Consider the following 16,916-nt stretch of genomic DNA (forward strand, 5'->3'; position numbering starts at 1 on the left):
CGGGCCCGGCGTCTCCGGGGCGTCCCGACTCCCGGTTCGAACCCCGATCCGCCGATCCCGACCGCGGCTCGACTCTTTTAAGCCCGCCCGGAGCGAGCGACCCACTATGAGCGACGACCGGATCGTCATCCTCGCCCACGAGAAGTTCCCCGACCGCGCGAAGACTGCCCTCGGCGTGATGCGCTACGGCGACCAGGACGTGCGCGCCGTGCTCGACCGCGACCGCGCCGGCGACCGCGTCAACGACCACGTGCCGGACATCTCTGACGCGCCGATCGTCGAGTCGTTCGACGACGCGTACGCGGCCGCCGACGGCGACGTGGACGCCCTCTACATCGGGATCGCGCCGATCGGCGGCGGCTTCGACGAGTCGTGGCGGTCGGACGTGGAGGACGCGATCGAGGCCGGCTGCGACGTGGTGAGCGGGCTCCACTACTTCCTGAACGAGGACGCCGAGTTCGCCGCGATGGCCGACGAGCACGGCGTCGACCTCGTCGACGTGCGCGAGCCCGACGACGACCTCACGGTCGCCACGGGGGGCTCCGGCGACGTGGACGCCGACGTGGTGTGTACGGTCGGCACCGACTGCTCGGTCGGGAAGATGACGGCCTCGCTGGAGATCGTCGCGGCCGCCCGCGAGCGCGGGATCGACGCCGCGTTCGTCCCGACCGGCCAGACCGGAATCATGATCGCCGGCTGGGGGAACCCGATCGACCGCGTCGTCTCGGACTTCACGGCGGGCGCGGTCGAGGACATGCTCGTCGAGGTCGGCGACGACCACGACCTCCTCGTCGTCGAGGGGCAGGGGAGCATCGTTCACCCCGCCTACTCGGCGGTCACCTGCGGCATCCTTCACGGCTCGATGGCCGACGGGCTCGTCCTCTGTCACGCCGCCGGCCGCGAGGCGATCCACGGCTACGAGTCGTTCGACCTCCCGCCGCTCTCCGAGTACGTCGACCTCTACGAGGGGCTCGCGACGCCCGTCAACGAGGCGAGCGTCGTCGCCGGCGCGCTCAACACGAAGGACGTCGACGACGACGCGGCCGCCGCGGACGCGGTCGCCGAGTTCGGCGACGAGATCGGCACTCCGGCCGCCGACCCGGTCCGGGACGGCGCCGACCGGATCGTCGACGGGATCGTCGACGCGGGACTGGGCGGGGAGACCCCGGCGACCGACAGAGGGCCCGCCGGCGAATGAGCCTCGACGCGACCTTCGAGCGGGTGTCGCTCCCCCTGGAGAACCCGTTCACGATCGCTCGGGGCACCCAGACGGCGGCCGAGAACGTGGTCGTAGAGATTACGGACGAGGCCGGGATGACCGGCGTCGGCGGCGCGGCCCCCTCCGCCCACTACGGCGAGACCGCCGACACGGTGGAGGCCGTGCTCCCGGATCTCCTCGACGCCGTCGAGCGCGTCGGCGACCCCCACGCGCTCCACGAGATCGAGGCCGAACTGGCGTCCGTCGTCAACGACAACCCCGCCGCCCGCGCCGCCGTCTCGATCGCGGTTCACGACCTCGCCGCGAAGCGCCTCGGCGTCCCCCTCCACCGCCTCTGGGGGCTCGACCCCTCTGCCGCGCCCGCGACCTCCTACACGATCGGGCTCGACGAGACGGAGCGCGTCCGGGAGAAGGCCGAGGCCGCCGTCGAGGCCGGCTACCCGGTCCTCAAGATCAAGCTCGGCACCGACCGGGACCGCGAGCTGGTCGACGCGGTCCGCGAGGCCGCGCCCGACGCCCGACTCCGGGTCGACGCCAACGAGGCGTGGAGCCCCCGCGAGGCGGTCGACAAGAGCGAGTGGCTCGCCGACCGCGACGTGGAGTTCGTCGAGCAGCCGGTGCCCGCCGAGGACCCCGAGGGGCTCCGGTTCGTCCACGAGCGGTCCGCGCTTCCCATCGCCGCCGACGAGTCGTGCGTGACGCTCTCCGACGTTCCCGCGATCGCCGACCGCTGCGACATCGCGAACCTGAAGCTGATGAAGACCGGCGGTCTGCTGGAGGCGAGGCGGCTGATCGCCGCCGCGCGCGCTCACGGACTGGAGGTGATGTGCGGCTGTATGATCGAGTCGAACGCGTCGATCGCCGCGGCCGCGCAGCTCGCGCCGCTGCTCGACTACGCCGACCTCGACGGTTCGCTGCTGCTCGCCGAGGACCCGTACGACGGCGTGGACCTGTCGGGCGGCGAGATACGGCTCGGGGACCGGGACCGCGCGGGGACCGGGGCGCGGCCGCGATCAGAATAAGTACCGGAGGCGGGGACCGATCGCGCGTCGCGAGCCGCCGTCAGTTCCGCTGCTCGTCGGCGTCGACCTCGGACTCCTCTAACTCCACGTCGACCTCCTCGGTGGCGTCGCCGTCAAGTTCGGCCTCGAGGTCGTCCGAGTCGATCTCCGACTCGATGTCCGCGAGCTCGTCGTCGATCTCCTCGTCGGTGCTCGCCTCGCCGTCGTCGCTCGCCGGCTCGCCCTTCCCGAGTTCGCCTTTCAGCGTCTCCAGCTCGGCGTCGACTTCGCTGTTCGTCGAGAGGCTCTCCAGCTCGCGGTCGATGCTGTCCTTGTCGGAGAGCGCGTCCTCGAACGCGCCGGAGTCCTCCAGCTCGTCCATCGCCTCCGCGCGCGCCTCCATCTCCTCGGTGCGCTCCTCGGCGCGCTCGATGGAGCGGCTCACGTCCTCCATCTCGTCTCCGACGCCCGTCATGGCCTCCGAGACGCGCGAGGACGCCTCCGCGGCCTCGTAGCGGGCCTTCATCGTCTCCTTCTTCGTGCGGAACTCCTCGATGCGGTTCTGGAGCTTGTTCTTCTTCTCGACGAGCTGCTCCTGCGTGTTGTTCAGCTCCGCGATCTGACCCTCCAGCTCCTCGATCTGGGTCATCTTCGACTTCTTCTTTTCGAGGGCCTTCCGCGCGAGGTCGTCGCGGTCCTGCTGAACCGCCTCGCGGGCCTGCCGGTTGTGCTTCTCGACGTTCTCCTCCAGCTTGCGCTTCTGAATCTCCAGGCGCTTCTTCTGGGTCGTCAGGTCGGCGATCCCCTGCTTGACGTCCTGGAGCTCGTCGCGCATCTGTTCGTACGAGTAGTCGAGCGACTCCGTCGGATCCTCCGCCCGGTTGAGGAGGGCGTTCACCTTCGAGCGAATGACGTAGGAGGCGCGCGAGAGGATTCCCATACCCGTCGTACGCGCTCCACCCGTTAAAACCTCATGTGGTTCACGGCCCGTTCGGGGGGTGAAACGGGCCGAGAAGCTGATGACCGCCCGGGGACTCTCCGCGGCGCCTCGCGGCTCCTCACGTCCGACGCCCGCCGGATCGGCCGCCGCTTTCTGAAGATTTATTCGGTGGGTTGTACTATCCCCACGCATGGACATCGGTGTGCTAACTGTCCCCTTGGGCGGAGAATCGATCGAGGACGCGATCGCGTATCTCGACGGTATCGGGGTTGACGCCGTCGAACTCGCCGTCGGCGGGTGGCCCGGCGAGGATCACGTCGACCGCGAGGCGATCCTCGACGACGACGCGGCGCAGGCTGAGCTCCGAGACCTGCTCGACGAGCACGACCTTCGGCTCTCCGCGCTCGCGACGCATAACAACCCCATACACCCCGACGAGGAGCGCGCCGCGGAAGCCGACCGGGAGCTCCGCGAGGCGATCGAGCTGGCCGACCAGCTCGGCGCCGGCACGGTCACCTGCTTCTCCGGGCTCCCCGGCGGCGCGCCGGGCGACTCGACCCCGAACTGGATCACGGCACCATGGCCGACCGAACACGCCGAGGCGCTCGACTACCAGTGGGACGAGGTCGCGGTCCCGTACTGGCGGGATCTGGCGGAGCACGCCGACCACCACGACATCGACGTTGCCATCGAGATGCACCCGAACATGCTCGTGTACGAGCCGACCGGGATGCTCGCGCTGCGGGAGGCGACGAACGAGCGGATCGGCGCCAACTTCGATCCCTCGCACCTCTACTGGCAGGGGATCGACGTGACCGAAGCGATCCGCTTCCTCGGTGAGCACGACGCGATTCATCACTTCCACGCGAAGGACACGAAGGTGTACGACGCGAACGCTCGCGTGAAGGGCGTCCTCGACACCGAGCCGTACACCGCGGAGGCCGACCGCTCGTGGCTGTTCCGCTCGATCGGCTACGGTCACGACGAGAGCCACTGGAAGGACGTCGTCTCGACGCTCCGGATGGTCGGCTACGAGGGCGCGCTGTCGATCGAACACGAGGACTCGCTGACCTCCTCGCGGGAGGGGTTAGAGAAGGCGGTCGACGTGCTCGGCCGCGCAGTGTTCGACACGGAGCCGGGCGACGCCTACTGGGCGTAGGGGCCCTCACAGCGAGTCGCTCACGTCCTCGCCGCTCAACACCTCCGGGATGACGACCTCGTCGGCGCCGGCCCGCCGCGCGACCGACGTGTAGTCCTCGTCGCCGACGCGGACGACGAGTCGTACGTCCGGAGCGATACCGCTCGCCGTGATGGCGATCTGAATGTTGGCGTTAGAGTCGTCGATGGCGGCAACCACGGCGTCGGCGTCGCGGATCGCCGCCTCGCGGAGCACCGTCTCGTCCCTCGCGTCGCCCTCGACGGCGAACACCGATTCCGTGTCGATGCGGCCGAAGGTGTCCCCGTCGCGCTCGATGGCGACGACCGGTCGCTCCCGTTCGCCGATCTGCTTAGCGACGGTCCGACCGAACAGGCCGTAGCCGCAGATGATCACGTGGTCGTCGAGTTCGTCGATGGCTCGTTTGGTCTGCATGTGTTCTATTCCCTCACGCATCTGTCCGCCGAACGCCGTCGTCAGAACCGTCTCACCGATCCAGACTCCCGCGACGACCAGCGTCCCGAAGACGACCGTAGCGAACGCCTTCACGCGCCGGCCGTCGCCGGCGCGGGCCTGGTAATGGACGCTGATACTCGCCGGGTCGATCAGCCAGAACGCCGCCTCGATCGGACCGACGCCCGCGAGCGAGACGAACCCCGCGATCCCGCCGCCGACGACCAGCAGGAAGGCGATGATCGGCCTGATCGCCCGTCGAACCAGCGGCCCTCCGAGCGTGCGTCCGGTGACTGACACGGCTGTGAATTCGCGCGGCGACACATGAATATCACGCTGCGTGTGAACAATGATCATATTTGTTTCGAGAGACGTGAGAACAGATAAAACGGTGCCGACAGAATGGCGAGACATGACGCTCAACATTGGCGTGTTGGGGTATCGATTCATGGGCAGAGCTCACTCGAACGCGCTCGCGCGGCTGCCGATGTTCTTCCCGGACGCGCCCGACGTCGAACGGCACACGCTCGTCGGACGCGACGAGGAGGCGCTCGCGGACGCCGCGGAGCGGTTCGGGTTCTCGCACACCGCGACCGACTGGGAGGACGCGATCGACGACGTGGACGTGTTCTACAACCTCGGCCCGAACCACATCCACCCTGAGCCGTCGATCGCGGCCCTCGACGCCGGCGTTCCGGTCCTCTGTGAGAAGCCGCTCGCACCGACCCTCGACGAGGCGGCGGCGATGCGCGACGCCGCGGCCGACGCCGACGTGCCGACGGCCACCGCGTTCAACTACCGGTTCGTCCCCGCGGTCCGGTACGCGAAGGGGCTGATCGAGGACGGTGAACTCGGGGAGATCCGACAGGTACGCGGCCGATACCTCCAAGACTGGCTCGCCGATCCCGAGGCTCCGTGGGCGTGGCGGCTGGACGCCGACATGGCGGGCTCCGGCGCACTCGGCGATCTCGGTGCACACTCGATCGACCTCGCGGAGTTCCTCGTCGGCGACGCGGTCGGAGAGATCGACCGCGTCTCCGGCCACCTACAGACGTTCGTCGACGAGCGCCCCGTCTACGACGAGGAAGGCGGCGTCGAGGAGTACCGCGACGTGACCGTCGACGACGCATACACCGCGCAGGTCGCCTACGAGTCGGGGGCGATAGGGAACTTCGAGGCGTCCCGGTTCGCGGAGGGTCACAAGAACGACCACACGATTGCGGTCCACGGATCGAAGGGGAGCCTGAAGTTCTCCTTAGAGCGGTTCAACGAGCTGGAGGTGCTCCGCGAGGGCGACCGCGGGTATCAGACCGTGCTCGTCACCGACGAGAGCGACCCGTACATCGACCACTGGTGGCCGCCGGGCCACGTCATCGGCTGGGAGCACACCTTCGTCCACGAGAACTACGAGTTCCTCTCGGCGGTCGCCGAGGGCGGCGAGTTCGAGCCGTCGTTCGAACAGGGGTACGAGGTACAGAAGCTCCTCGACGCAGTCACCCGCGCCGACGAGCGCGGCGAGTGGGTGTCGGTGGAGTAGCTCCGCGAGCGGCTTCAAACGCCGGTCGCGCCGAGCGGGTCCCGGCTGGAACTGCCCTCGATCGCCGAGTCCTCGCCCGTGTAGGCGCCGAGCGTCTCGTGCGTGTCGAAGGCGACGGGTTCCCAGACGACTTCGAAATCCTCGTTGCCGGTCGCGTTGGGCACGGTCACCCGATCGCCCGGCCGTACGACCCCGTCACCCGGCCACGCGCCGAACTGGACCTCCTCGTCGGGGTCCTCGCCGCGGACGTACAGCTCCTCGGCGGGGACGGGCTCGGGGCCGACAGCGACGACCACGAGGTCAGACCCCTCCTTCTCGACCTGGAACTCCGCGTCCGGCGGTGCGACGCCGTCGATCATTCCGAAGACAGCGGCGCCGACGAGCGCCAAGAGCACCACGACGATGCCGACGAGCATCCCCGAGCCGGCTATCGGGGTGAACCCCCGTTCGTCGTTCCGGAACGCGCTCATTCGCGTGTCTCTCCGACAGGAACGGTATAAGAGTTTGCGCGCCGACTATCAGACGAGATAACGGCGCGGGCGCTCGGAGGCCGTTTGTCCGATACCGCGGTGCCGGCCCGAACCGGAACCCCGTTATTCTACCCGCCCGAAGCGCGCCCGTGACATCGTGGATCGAGGATCCGGAGGGCGGGCGGGCTCGCGGACCGCGCGCGCTGGCTCGGGCGTGGATCGAGGCGCTGGTCCGACCGCGCCGCCTCTTCGCGAACGGCGTGGCGCCCGGCGATCAGGCGCCGGCGCTGACGTTCGCGGTCGCCGTCGCCGGCGCCTACGCGCTCGGTTGGATCGTCTCGGACCCGGGTGTCGTCCCCGGAATCGTCGCGTCCGTGCCCGTCTCCGCGGCGATTCTGTTCCTCGTCGTGGTCGTGTTGGCCGCCCCGGTGGGGCTCCACCTGACCGCGGCAGTCGCGACGCTGTCGGCGATCCTCGCCAGCGTCGAGTACGACGACGGGGTCGCGCTCCGTGACCGAGGCGGCGTGAGCGAGACGGTGCAGGTGGTCGCGTACGCCAGCTCGCCGATGGCGCTGGCCGGCCCGCCGATACCGCTGCTCCGGGTCGTCTGCGGTACCTACGCGACGGTGCTACTGCTGATCGGGTTCCGCACCGTCCACCGGACGACGCCGATTCGGACGCTCATCGCCGGGCTCCCCCCCGCTCTTCTCGGGTACGGCGTCGGGTACCGCGTCGTCGCCGCGGTCCGGTCTCTGATCGGCTGACGCTCCGGGGGGTGACGGTGACGGCTCGGCCGGTCACCGGACGCGCCGCTGGGCGGGAGCCCTTCCGGCGCCCGCCGCGAGGCCGTATTCGGCCGTTCGCTCCCGCGAGGCTTTCGACAACCGTTTTAAGCCCGAGACTCTCGGTGTACTCAAATGGGATCCTGTATCATTTGTGGCGTCGACGTCGACGGTGGCGGTCGCATCTGCGATCCGCACCAAGAGGACGTCGTGTTCGACTTCCGAGGCGACTCCCCGGATCAGCTCGTATCGGACCGCTTCTACCGCGGCGTCGTCGACGGCTACGCCGAGTTCGGCGTGTTCGTCGACCTCGCGCCCGGCGTGACCGGACTCCTCCACCGGTCGGAGCTCGATCGACGGCTCGACAGCCTCGACTGGGAGCCGGGAGACGAGGTGTTCGTGCAGGTGAAGGGCGTTCGCGACAACGGGAACATCGACCTCGCGTGGTCGATCCGGCAGGCCGACCGCGAGTTCCGCGGCGTGCTCGTGCAGGACGGCGACACCGAGTACCTCCCGGAGGAGGACGAGGAGGAACCGGAAACGGACGCGGAGCCGGAAACCGATTCGGAACCGGAGCCGGAAACCGATTCGGAACCGGAGCCGGAAACCGAGGCGGAGCAGGAGCCGGAAGCCGATGCGGAGCAGGAGCCGGAAACCGATGCGGAGCAGGAGCCGGAAACCGATGCGGAGCCGGACGAGGCCGTCGAGGCCGACGAAGCCGACACTAGCGAAGTCGACGACGCGGAGCCCGCGGAAAGCGCCGCCGACGAGACCGCCGCCGACGAGACCGCCGCCGACGAGGGTGACGCCGACGAGACCGCCGCCGACGAGGGTGACGACGACGAGACCGCCGCCGACGACCTCGACGACGAGCGCGAGCGCGTCGGGATCGGGACCCTCGCGGACGCCATCGGCGACGCGGTGCGGATCGACGGCGAGGTCGTCAGCGTCCGACAGACCGGCGGCCCGACCGTCTTCGAGGTCCGCGACGAGACGGGCGTCGTCGACGTGGCCGCGTTCGTCGAGCCGGGCGTCCGCGCGTACCCGGACGTCGAGGTCGGCGACGCGGTGCGGATCGACGGCGAGGTCGAGAGCCACCGCGGCGACGTGCAGGTCGAGTCCGAGGCGCTCGTTCTCTTAGCGGGCGAGGAGGCCGAGGCCGTCCGCCGCCGGCTCGCCGAGGCGCTCACCGCCGAGGCCCGCCCGGAGGGTCTCCAGCCGCTCGCGGGCGACGAGGCGGTCGCGGAGCTCGCCGACGGGCTCCTCGACGCCGCGGAGGCGATCCGCCGCGCGGTCCTCGAATCGCGTCCGATCGTCGTGCGCCACCCGGCCACCGCCGACGGCTACGTCGCCGGCGCCGCGGTCGAGCGCGCCGTGCTCCCGCTGATCCGCGACGAGCACGCGAAGAGCGACGCCGAGTACCACTACTTCACCCGCCGCCCGCTCGACGACCCCGTCTACGGGATGGACGCGGCGACGAACGACGCGACCCGCATGCTGCAGGACCGCGACCGCCACGACGAGCAGCTCCCCCTGTTCCTGCTGGTCGGCACCGGCTCCACGGTCGAGTCCGCCGACGGGATCGACCTCCTGTCCGTCTACGGCGTCGACGCGGTCGTCGTCGACGCCGAGGTCGCGGACCCCGAGACGCGAGAGTCGGTCGACACCCTCGTCTCCCCCGAAATCGACGGCGTCGACGCCGACCTCTCCACGGGCGCGCTCGTCGCGTCGCTGGCCTCCGCGGTCAACGACGAGGTCCGCGACGACCTCCGACACCTGCCGGCGGTGAGCTACTGGGCCGAGACCCCCGACCGCTACGTCGAACTCGCCCGCGACGCGGGCTACGACGCCGAGCGCGTCGCGGAGCTCCGCGAGGCGATCGCCCTGGAGGCGTACTACCAGTCGTATCAGGACAAGCGCGAACTCGTCGCCGACCTCCTCTTCGAGGACGGCGGCAACCTCGCGGCCCACGTCTCCGAGCAGTTCCGCGAGAAGCTGGAGACGGAAGTCAAGACCGCGACCGAGAACGTCGTCACCGAGGCGGTCGACGGCGTCGAGTTCGCCGTGCTCGACACCGACGGCTACACCCACCGATACGACTTCCCGCCGACGCCGCTGCTGCTTGACGACCTCCACCGCCGGAACGCGAACGGCGAGGCGTACGCGACGGTCGGGATCGGCACCGACGAACTGTACGTCCGGACGACCGCGGACGTGTCCGTCCGCGACGTGGCCGAGCGCGCGGCCGAACTGGCGCCCAACGCCGATGTCGCCACCGCCGGCCTCCGCGAGGGGAAGATCGAGTTCCTCTCCGGCGAGCGCGACGCCGTCGAGGACGCCGTCGTCGCGGCCCTCGCCGAGGCGTTCTGAGGACCGACTGACGCTTTTCTGAGACGACTCACCCGAGGAGGTATCGGGTCCACGGGTACCGCTCGACGAGAGGCTGCCCGCCGACCTCGTACTGCTCGACGATCGAGTCCAGCCCGAGGATCCGACCGGCGCCGAAGGCGGCGACCGAGAGGAACACGAGCATGTACGCGAAGTCGCCGTTGATGTAGCCGTGCGAGATGTCCCAGTTGCCGAGGTAAAAGAGGAGCATCATGAATGCGCCCCAGAAGGCGGCGAGCCGCGTGAGCAGGCCGACGATCACGCCGAGCCCGATGAAGACCTCGCCCCACGGCACCGCGACGTTCACGAAGTCGACGAACAGCGCGTTCTCGCCCATCGCGGCGAACAGCCCGGCCGCCGGGCTCCCGTTCGCNCCCCACGGCACCGCGACGTTCACGAAGTCGACGAACAGCGCGTTCTCGCCCATCGCGGCGAACAGCCCGGCCGCCGGGCTCCCGTTCGCCGCGGGCGCGTTCTGCAGGTATCCTGCGGCGCTGAACTCCCCGCTGAGGACCTTGTCGAGACCGCTCTGGAAGAACGCGAGCCCGATCATCAGCCGCAGCGCCAGAATGAACCACACGCTCAGCGTGTGGAGCTNGAGGACCTTGTCGAGACCGCTCTGGAAGAACGCGAGCCCGATCATCAGCCGCAGCGCCAGAATGAACCACACGCTCAGCGTGTGGAGCTGTCCTTCGACCGAGACTCCGCCGATCGCGCTCCGGAGTTTCACCTCACTCGAACTCATGTATGACAGAAAACAAATGATCGTATATATAATTATCTCTCATATGGGCGCTTCGAGATGAGGATATCGCCGTCTCTGAGGCCACGCGACCGACTTCCAGGGTTGCCGTCGTCGTCGGGGGTGCCACGCGCCTCGCCGGCTCGTCACCGCCGGGTGAACGGCCCCGGCGGGAGGATGAGGTCGTCGAGTTCGGCGAGCTGTTTGACGTTGAAGACGATTTTCAGATCGTCGCTCAGGGGGTAGCCGTTACAGGAGAGCCGGAACCCGCGCTCCGCCAGCTCCTCGGGCATGATGTGGTCGGTCGGCTGCGACAGTTCCCCCTCCACGAGGTAGACGGCGCAGTTCGCGCACGCGCCGCCGCGACAGGAGAACGGCCACGCGAATCCGCGGTTCTCGGCCGCCTCCAGCAGGCTCTCGTCGGGGTGAACCAGTAACCGGCCGTGAGCCGACTCGTCGAGGTCGGCGTGCGACGCCTTCCGGAACAGGTCGTCGTCGTCGAGCGACCAGCCGTAGTCGTCGATCGCTGCATAGTCGAGGAACTCGACGCGGACCGGCTGCACCGCGTCGGCCTCGCCCTCGTCGTCGCTGAGGTCGATGTCGGCGGGGTCGGTGCCGTCGTCGGCCTCGCCGTTCCGGTCTCGATCGTCGAGTTCGCGGTAGGCGCGCCTGACGAGCTGGAACTCCTCGACGGTCCCTCCCTGGTCCGGGTGGGCCTCCTTCACGCGGTCGCGGTAGGCCCGCTCGATGGCCGCCTCGTCGGCGTCCTCGTCGACATCAAGCACATCGAACGGCGAGACCATTCGGTACCGGAGCTAGTCGGCTCACGCACATAAACGCTCCACAAGCCGGCAGGCGGGGGTGCGTCCGGTCGCTGACCGCCCAGCCCGCGGACCGATCCCGAATCGATCCTTTAAGAGCCGCCACGACCACGGATCGGTGATGGGAAACGCGGACCTGCGCGACCTCGCGGCGATCCGCGACGTGGCCTTCGCGGAGATCGAGGGGAGCGTCGTCGCCGTCGACGCGCACAACTGGCTGTACCGGTACCTCACGACGACGGTGAAGTGGACGAGCGACGAAGCGTACACCACCGCCGACGGCGTCGAGGTCGCCAACCTGATCGGCGTCGCGCAGGGACTTCCGAAGTTCTTCGAGCACGGCCTGACTCCCGTGATGGTGTTCGACGGGGCGGTGACCGAGCTGAAGGCCGACGAGGTCGCCGACCGGCGTGAGAAACGTGAGGCGGCGGAAGAGCGCCGGGCGGCCGCCGAGGAGCGCGGCGACGCGGTCGAGGCGGCGCGGCTGGAGGCCCGGACGCAACGGCTCACCGACACGATTCAGGAGACGACCCGGGAACTGCTCCGCTTACTCGACGTGCCGATCGTCGAGGCGCCGGCGGAGGGCGAAGCGCAGTGCGCGCACATGGCGGCGACGGGGACGGTCGACCACGCCGGCAGCGAAGACTACGACACGCTGCTGTTCGGCGCGCCGACGACCCTCCGCCAGCTCACGAGCAGGGGCGATCCCGAGCTGATGGACCTGGCGGCGACGCTCGACGGCCTCGGCTTCGACCGGCAGGGACTCGTCGACGCCGCGATGCTCTGCGGCACCGACTTCAACGAGGGCGTCCGCGGGATCGGACCGAAGACGGCGGTGAAGGCGGTCCGCGAGCACGGCGACCTGTGGGGCGTCCTGGACGCGCGCGGCGCCGAAATCCCGAACGCCGAGGCGATCCGCGAGCTGTTCATGGACCCGCCGGCGACCGACGTGGAGGTGGACGCGACGGTGAACCCCGACGTCGACGCCGCCCGCGAGTACGTCGTCGAGGAGTGGGGCGTCGCCGCCGACGAGGTCGAGCGCGGGTTCGAGCGCATCGCGGAGTCGCAGGTCCAGACCGGGCTCGACCGGTGGACGTGAGCCGCCGGAGTCCCGTCGCGGACGGAAGTCCGCCGCGAACACACCTTTTATTTCCTCGTCGTCAGAAGGGTGACGTACACGTGTCGCGGACCGCGTTCCAACACGGGATTCCGGAAGTAACCGGCCAACGATGCGGAGCAGACGCCGACGGCGCGCTCGCGCGTCGATCCCGGAGGCGGACCGCGACGACCCCTGACCAATGAGTTTCGAAGTACCCGACGACAGACGGTACCTGGAATCGCACGAGTGGGCGACGACCGGCAGCGACGCCGTTCGGATCGGCGTCTCCGACTTCGCGCAGGACGAGCTCGGCGACGTGGTGTTCGTCGAGCTGCCCGAAGTCGGCGACGAAATCGCCGGCGGCGAGACGTTCGGCGTCGTCGAGTCGATCAAAGCCGTCTCGGACCTGTACGCACCGGTGTCCGGCGAGGTCGTCGCCGTCAACGAGGAGCTGTTCGACCGCCCGGAGCTCGTCAACGAGGACCCGTACGGTGACGGGTGGATGCTCGAAGTCGATCGCGTCGAGGGCGGCGACGCCGACGGGCTACTCGACGCCGACGAGTACGACGACCAGATCGCGTAGCGGCCGGATCTCGAAGCGCGATCCACCAGCGGACATACGACCATGACCACGCCACCCTTCGATCGACGAGCCGGTACCGGGCGACCGAACGACCGCAGACAGGACGGGACGAACCGATGAGCGGGAGCGGCGGCACGCCGTACGCGCCCCACACCGACAGCGAGACCGCGGCGATGCTCTCGGCGATCGGCGTCGACGACGAGGAGGCGCTGTTCGACATCCCCGACGCCGTCGCGTTCGACGGCGAGTTCGGGATCGAACCGCGCTCGGAGCGGGAGATCCGCGCGGAGTGTTCGCGGATCTTCGCGCGCAACGACGACCTCGCCGAGTTCCTCGGGCGGGGCCACTACGGTCACTACGTGCCGAGCGTCGTCGACCACCTCGCCGACCGCGCGGAGTTTCTCACGAGCTACACCCAGTACCAGCCGGAGGTGTCGCAGGGGTTCCTGCAGGCCCTCTTTGAGTACCAGTCGATGCTCGTGGAGCTGACGGGGCTCCCGGTCGCGAACTGCTCGATGTACGACGCCGCGACCGCGCTCGGCGAGGCGGCGACGCTGGCCGACCGCGTCCGCTCGACCTCGGGCGACGTGGTCCTCGTCCCCGACCACCTCCGCGAGGGGAAGCGCGCGGTGCTGGAGAACTACTGCGCGGGCGCCGACCTGACCGTCGAGTCGTACCCGATGACCGACGGGAACGTCGACGTCGACGCGCTCGCCGACCGCGCCGGCGACGACGTGGTCATGGTGTACGCCGAGAACCCCACCGTCCGCGGCTGCATCGAAGAGCGCCTCGGAGCGATCGGCGACCTCGCGGCCGACGCCGACGCGCTGTTCACGCTCGGGTCGGACCCGGTGTCGCTGTCGGTGCTCGAAGAGCCCGCGAGCGTCGGCGCCGACGTCGTCGTCGGCGAGGCGGGCGCGCTCGGACTTCCCACCGCCTACGGGATGGGGCTCGGCCTCTTCGCCTGCAGCGACGACTTCCTCCGGCAGGTCCCGGGGCGGCTCGTCGGCGCCGCCGAGGACGCGGCGGGCGACCGCGCGTTCACGCTCACGCTTCAGACTCGCGAACAGCACATCCGGAAGGAGCGGGCGACCTCGAACATCTGTACGAATCAGGCGTGGGTCGCGCTCCGCGCCGCGATCCACGCGGCGACGCTCGGTCCCGACGGGCTCGTCGACCTCGCGAACGACTGCGTCAGGGAGGCGGCCGCGCTCGCTGACCGGATCGACGAGGTGAAAGGCGCCGCCGCGCCGGTCCACGACCGGCACCACGTCCGCGAGTTCGCCGTGCGCGTCGACCAGCCCGCGGCGGCCATCGCGGCGGACTTAGAGGCGGAGGGGTTCGCGGTCCACACGATCGGCGAACACCTGCTGCAGGTGTGCGTGACCGACCTGAACGCGGGGCGGACCGACGGTCTCGTCGCCGCCTTCGAGGAGGTGATCTGAGTGATCCACGACCAGGCCGACTACGCCCGCGAGGGCGAGGACGTCCACGAGCCGCTGCTCTCGGAGAAGGACGAGACGACCGTCGACGTGCGCGAGGGGTCGCCGCTGCCCGACGACCTGACGCGCGAGGAGCTCACCCTCCCGGCGCCCTCCGAGCCGGAGATCGCCCGCCACTACACCCGGCTCTCGCAGATGAACTGGGCGATCGACTCGGGGCCGTACCCGCTCGGGAGCTGTACGATGAAGTACAACCCGAAGTTCACCGAGGACGTGGCCGCCGATCCGAACGCGGCGATCCACCCGGACCGCTCCGCGCGGGCGGCCCAGGGGAACCTCGAACTGCAGTACCGGCTCCAGGAGTACCTCGGCGAGATCGGCGGGATGGACGCGGTCACGCTCCAGCCGCCCGCGGGCGCCGCCGGCGAGTTCACCGGCATCGCGGTCGCGAAGGCGTACCACGAGCACCACGGCAACGACCGGTCCGAGGTCGTGATCCCCGCCTCCGCGCACGGCACCAACTTCGCGACCGCCGCGATGGCGGGCTACGACGTGGTCGAACTGCCGTCCGGCGACGACGGGCGGGTCGACGTCGAGGCGCTGGAGGCAGCCGTCGGCGACGACACCGCCGCGCTCATGCTGACCAACCCGAACACGGTCGGGCTCTTCGAGCGCGACATCACGGAGATCGCCGATATCGTCCACGACGCCGGGGGGCTGCTCTACTACGACGGCGCGAACCTCAACGCCCTGCTCGGCCGCGGTCGGCCCGGCGACATGGGGTTCGACGTGATGCACTACAACGTCCACAAGACGTTCGCGACCCCGCACGGCGGGGGCGGGCCGGGCGCCGGCCCGGTCGGCGTCGTCGACGAACTCGCCGAGTTCCTCCCCTCCCCGCGGGTCCGCGAGCGAGAGGACGGGAGCGGCTACGAGCCCTTCGATCCCGACGAGACGATCGGGAAGGTCCACGGGTTCGGCGGCAACTGGCTCGTCCTCGTCAAGACCTACGCGTACATCGCTCGGCTCGGCGACGAGGGGCTCGCGGACGCGGCCGCGAAGGCGGTGCTCAACGCGAACTACCTCGCGGAGCAGATCGACCTGGACGTGCCGTACGGCCCCTTCCACCACGAGTTCGCGGCGACGGCGGGCGAGCGCGACGCCGCCGACGTGGCGAAGCGCATGCTCGACTTCGGCGTTCACCCGCCGACGACGAAGTGGCCGGAGATGGTGCCCGAGGCGATGCTGACGGAGCCGACCGAGATCGAAGGTCGGTCGTCGCTCGACGACCTCGCGGAGGCGTTCAATCTCGCGTACGCGGACTCGGACGAGGCGCTCGACGCCGCCCCGAACCGCACCGCTGCGGCTCGGATCGACCAGGTGAGCGCCGCGCGGGATCCGAAGCTCTCGTGGCAGGCGCTGGACGGGGAGTAGCGCCCCTCACGGCTCGCTGGTAGCGATGTCGACCGGCTCCGTTCGGTCGCGTTCGCGCCTCGGCTCGGCGTCGTCGCCGAACGGCGTCTCCCCGCTCTTCTCCCGGTCGTCGCAGTCGAACTCGCCGTCCACGAACCGGCGTAACACCCGCCCCTCGGCGCGGTGGAGGGTCTCGCTGCACGTCGACTTCGCGAGGTCGCGCGACTCGGCGAGCTCCGTGAGCGTGCACTCTCGGGGGGTGTCGTAGTACCCGGCAGCGACGGCGGCGAGGACGAGGTCGCGCTGGGCGTCCGTGAGGACGAGGTCCTCCTCGGTGTTGCTCGCCTCGACACCCACGGTGACGCCCTCACCGGTGAGCCGTCGGCAGAACGCGGTGAGCCGGGAGCGATCGCCGGCGACCTCGACGGTCGCGCGCCCGTTCGTCACCGTGACCGGTTCTTCGATCGGGAGGCCGACCGCTCGCGCGGCTGCGACGTGCGGCGGCGGTGCGGGGGCGACGACTCGGAGCCGCGTCGCCGGGCCGGCGCGCTCGCTGACGTCGACCCGATCGACGCGGTCATGGTCGCGCAGCGTCGCCTCCGTCGCCGCGCGGTCGGTGCCGGCGACGGCGAGCGGGGTCACCTCTCCCTCCGCGGCGGCGACCGTCTCGGTCGCACGGAGCGTCGCGTCCGGGTGGCTCCGCGACACGTCACCCAGCCACGAGCCGCTCGGGAAGTCGAGCCGGACCGTCAGTCGGGTCATACGCGGAGGTAGCACCTCCCGCTCTCTCCCGTTTCCTCTTCATCCGTTTCGGGTTTGAAGCCGATCTCGGACCGATGGACCGAAGTCGGGAGCGGTCGAACGCGACTC

General features: G+C 69.9%; 16 protein-coding genes. 10 read left to right on the forward strand and 6 right to left on the reverse strand.

Going from position 1 to position 16,916, the window contains the following annotated elements; all coding sequences use genetic code 11:
* Nucleotides 1-106 precede the first annotated feature (106 nt).
* Both C471_RS01875 and C471_RS01880 read left to right on the forward strand, forming a co-directional pair.
* Nucleotides 107-1,198, forward strand: coding sequence for a DUF1611 domain-containing protein (locus C471_RS01875; RefSeq protein WP_004046211.1), 1,092 nt, complete (start codon nucleotides 107-109; stop codon nucleotides 1,196-1,198).
* Nucleotides 1,195-2,241: a dipeptide epimerase gene (locus C471_RS01880; RefSeq protein ID WP_004046213.1), complete on the forward strand. Its 1,047-nt coding sequence runs from the start codon at nucleotides 1,195-1,197 to the stop codon at nucleotides 2,239-2,241. The genes C471_RS01875 and C471_RS01880 overlap by 4 nt, the downstream gene beginning before the upstream one ends.
* A 40-nt stretch (nucleotides 2,242-2,281) precedes the next feature.
* Here C471_RS01880 and C471_RS01885 read toward each other — a convergent pair whose 3' ends face one another.
* Nucleotides 2,282-3,160 (reverse strand): PspA/IM30 family protein, encoded by an 879-nt coding sequence (locus tag C471_RS01885; protein ID WP_004046216.1) that lies wholly within the window; start codon nucleotides 3,158-3,160, stop codon nucleotides 2,282-2,284.
* A 190-nt stretch (nucleotides 3,161-3,350) separates the two neighbouring features.
* Between C471_RS01885 and C471_RS01890 the strand changes: the two genes are divergently transcribed.
* Complete coding sequence (locus C471_RS01890; RefSeq protein WP_004046218.1) at nucleotides 3,351-4,319, forward strand: sugar phosphate isomerase/epimerase family protein; 969 nt, start codon at nucleotides 3,351-3,353, stop codon at nucleotides 4,317-4,319.
* A 6-nt stretch (nucleotides 4,320-4,325) separates the two neighbouring features.
* On the opposite strand, the gene C471_RS01895 is transcribed toward C471_RS01890, so the two are convergent.
* Nucleotides 4,326-5,069 carry a potassium channel family protein gene (locus tag C471_RS01895; protein WP_004046220.1) on the reverse strand — a complete coding sequence of 248 codons (744 nt, stop codon included), beginning with the start codon at nucleotides 5,067-5,069 and terminating at the stop codon, nucleotides 4,326-4,328.
* A gap of 112 nt (nucleotides 5,070-5,181) precedes the next feature.
* On the opposite strand from C471_RS01895, the gene C471_RS01900 reads away from it, so the two are divergent.
* Complete coding sequence (locus tag C471_RS01900; protein WP_004046222.1) at nucleotides 5,182-6,306, forward strand: Gfo/Idh/MocA family protein; 1,125 nt, start codon at nucleotides 5,182-5,184, stop codon at nucleotides 6,304-6,306.
* A gap of 14 nt (nucleotides 6,307-6,320) precedes the next feature.
* On the opposite strand, the gene C471_RS01905 is transcribed toward C471_RS01900, so the two are convergent.
* Nucleotides 6,321-6,776, reverse strand: a complete 456-nt coding sequence (locus C471_RS01905; protein ID WP_004046224.1) for a type IV pilin — start codon at nucleotides 6,774-6,776, stop codon at nucleotides 6,321-6,323.
* A 149-nt stretch (nucleotides 6,777-6,925) separates the two neighbouring features.
* On the opposite strand from C471_RS01905, the gene C471_RS01910 reads away from it, so the two are divergent.
* Together C471_RS01910 and C471_RS01915 are read left to right on the forward strand one after the other, a co-directional pair.
* A complete protein-coding gene (locus C471_RS01910; protein WP_004046226.1) occupies nucleotides 6,926-7,540 on the forward strand; it encodes a YIP1 family protein in 615 nt (204 codons plus the stop codon).
* A gap of 153 nt (nucleotides 7,541-7,693) precedes the next feature.
* A complete protein-coding gene (locus C471_RS01915; RefSeq protein ID WP_004046228.1) occupies nucleotides 7,694-9,928 on the forward strand; it encodes an OB-fold nucleic acid binding domain-containing protein in 2,235 nt (744 codons plus the stop codon).
* A 28-nt stretch (nucleotides 9,929-9,956) separates the two neighbouring features.
* On the opposite strand, the gene C471_RS01920 is transcribed toward C471_RS01915, so the two are convergent.
* Nucleotides 9,957-10,691, reverse strand: coding sequence for a DoxX family protein (locus C471_RS01920; protein ID WP_004046231.1), 735 nt, complete (start codon nucleotides 10,689-10,691; stop codon nucleotides 9,957-9,959).
* 143 nt (nucleotides 10,692-10,834) lie between these two features.
* Nucleotides 10,835-11,491 carry a ferredoxin Fer gene (gene fer, locus C471_RS01925; protein ID WP_004046234.1) on the reverse strand — a complete coding sequence of 219 codons (657 nt, stop codon included), beginning with the start codon at nucleotides 11,489-11,491 and terminating at the stop codon, nucleotides 10,835-10,837.
* Nucleotides 11,492-11,630: 139 nt separating this feature from the next.
* On the opposite strand from fer, the gene fen reads away from it, so the two are divergent.
* The 4 genes from fen to gcvPB all read left to right on the forward strand — a co-directional run bounded on the left by fen (nucleotide 11,631) and on the right by gcvPB (nucleotide 16,067).
* Nucleotides 11,631-12,608, forward strand: coding sequence for a flap endonuclease-1 (gene fen / locus C471_RS01930; protein WP_004046236.1), 978 nt, complete (start codon nucleotides 11,631-11,633; stop codon nucleotides 12,606-12,608).
* Nucleotides 12,609-12,807: 199 nt separating this feature from the next.
* Nucleotides 12,808-13,191 carry a glycine cleavage system protein GcvH gene (gene gcvH / locus C471_RS01935; RefSeq protein ID WP_004046238.1) on the forward strand — a complete coding sequence of 128 codons (384 nt, stop codon included), beginning with the start codon at nucleotides 12,808-12,810 and terminating at the stop codon, nucleotides 13,189-13,191.
* 116 nt (nucleotides 13,192-13,307) lie between these two features.
* Entirely contained in the window at nucleotides 13,308-14,636 is a 1,329-nt protein-coding gene (gcvPA, locus tag C471_RS01940) for an aminomethyl-transferring glycine dehydrogenase subunit GcvPA (protein ID WP_004046240.1), read from the forward strand.
* Entirely contained in the window at nucleotides 14,637-16,067 is a 1,431-nt protein-coding gene (gene gcvPB, locus C471_RS01945; protein ID WP_004046242.1) for an aminomethyl-transferring glycine dehydrogenase subunit GcvPB, read from the forward strand.
* Nucleotides 16,068-16,073: 6 nt separating this feature from the next.
* On the opposite strand, the gene C471_RS01950 is transcribed toward gcvPB, so the two are convergent.
* Complete coding sequence (locus C471_RS01950) at nucleotides 16,074-16,808, reverse strand: helix-turn-helix domain-containing protein (protein WP_004046244.1); 735 nt, start codon at nucleotides 16,806-16,808, stop codon at nucleotides 16,074-16,076.
* Nucleotides 16,809-16,916: the final 108 nt, after the last annotated feature.

Origin of the sequence: Halorubrum saccharovorum DSM 1137, assembly GCF_000337915.1 — an archaeon.
GTDB lineage: Archaea > Halobacteriota > Halobacteria > Halobacteriales > Haloferacaceae > Halorubrum > Halorubrum saccharovorum.

What these genes read in the sequence shown, in the direction of transcription:
- C471_RS01905 (WP_004046224.1), bottom strand. Translation starts at nt 6,776, where the DNA reads ATGAGCGCGTTCCGGAACGACGAACGGGGGTTCACCCCGATAGCCGGC.
- C471_RS01890 (WP_004046218.1), top strand. Translation starts at nt 3,351, where the DNA reads ATGGACATCGGTGTGCTAACTGTCCCCTTGGGCGGAGAATCGATCGAG.
- fen (WP_004046236.1), top strand. Translation starts at nt 11,631, where the DNA reads ATGGGAAACGCGGACCTGCGCGACCTCGCGGCGATCCGCGACGTGGCC.
- C471_RS01900 (WP_004046222.1), top strand. Translation starts at nt 5,182, where the DNA reads ATGACGCTCAACATTGGCGTGTTGGGGTATCGATTCATGGGCAGAGCT.
- gcvH (WP_004046238.1), top strand. Translation starts at nt 12,808, where the DNA reads ATGAGTTTCGAAGTACCCGACGACAGACGGTACCTGGAATCGCACGAG.
- C471_RS01915 (WP_004046228.1), top strand. Translation starts at nt 7,694, where the DNA reads ATGGGATCCTGTATCATTTGTGGCGTCGACGTCGACGGTGGCGGTCGC.
- C471_RS01880 (WP_004046213.1), top strand. Translation starts at nt 1,195, where the DNA reads ATGAGCCTCGACGCGACCTTCGAGCGGGTGTCGCTCCCCCTGGAGAAC.
- gcvPA (WP_004046240.1), top strand. Translation starts at nt 13,308, where the DNA reads ATGAGCGGGAGCGGCGGCACGCCGTACGCGCCCCACACCGACAGCGAG.
- C471_RS01885 (WP_004046216.1), bottom strand. Translation starts at nt 3,160, where the DNA reads ATGGGAATCCTCTCGCGCGCCTCCTACGTCATTCGCTCGAAGGTGAAC.
- C471_RS01875 (WP_004046211.1), top strand. Translation starts at nt 107, where the DNA reads ATGAGCGACGACCGGATCGTCATCCTCGCCCACGAGAAGTTCCCCGAC.
- fer (WP_004046234.1), bottom strand. Translation starts at nt 11,491, where the DNA reads ATGGTCTCGCCGTTCGATGTGCTTGATGTCGACGAGGACGCCGACGAG.
- C471_RS01950 (WP_004046244.1), bottom strand. Translation starts at nt 16,808, where the DNA reads ATGACCCGACTGACGGTCCGGCTCGACTTCCCGAGCGGCTCGTGGCTG.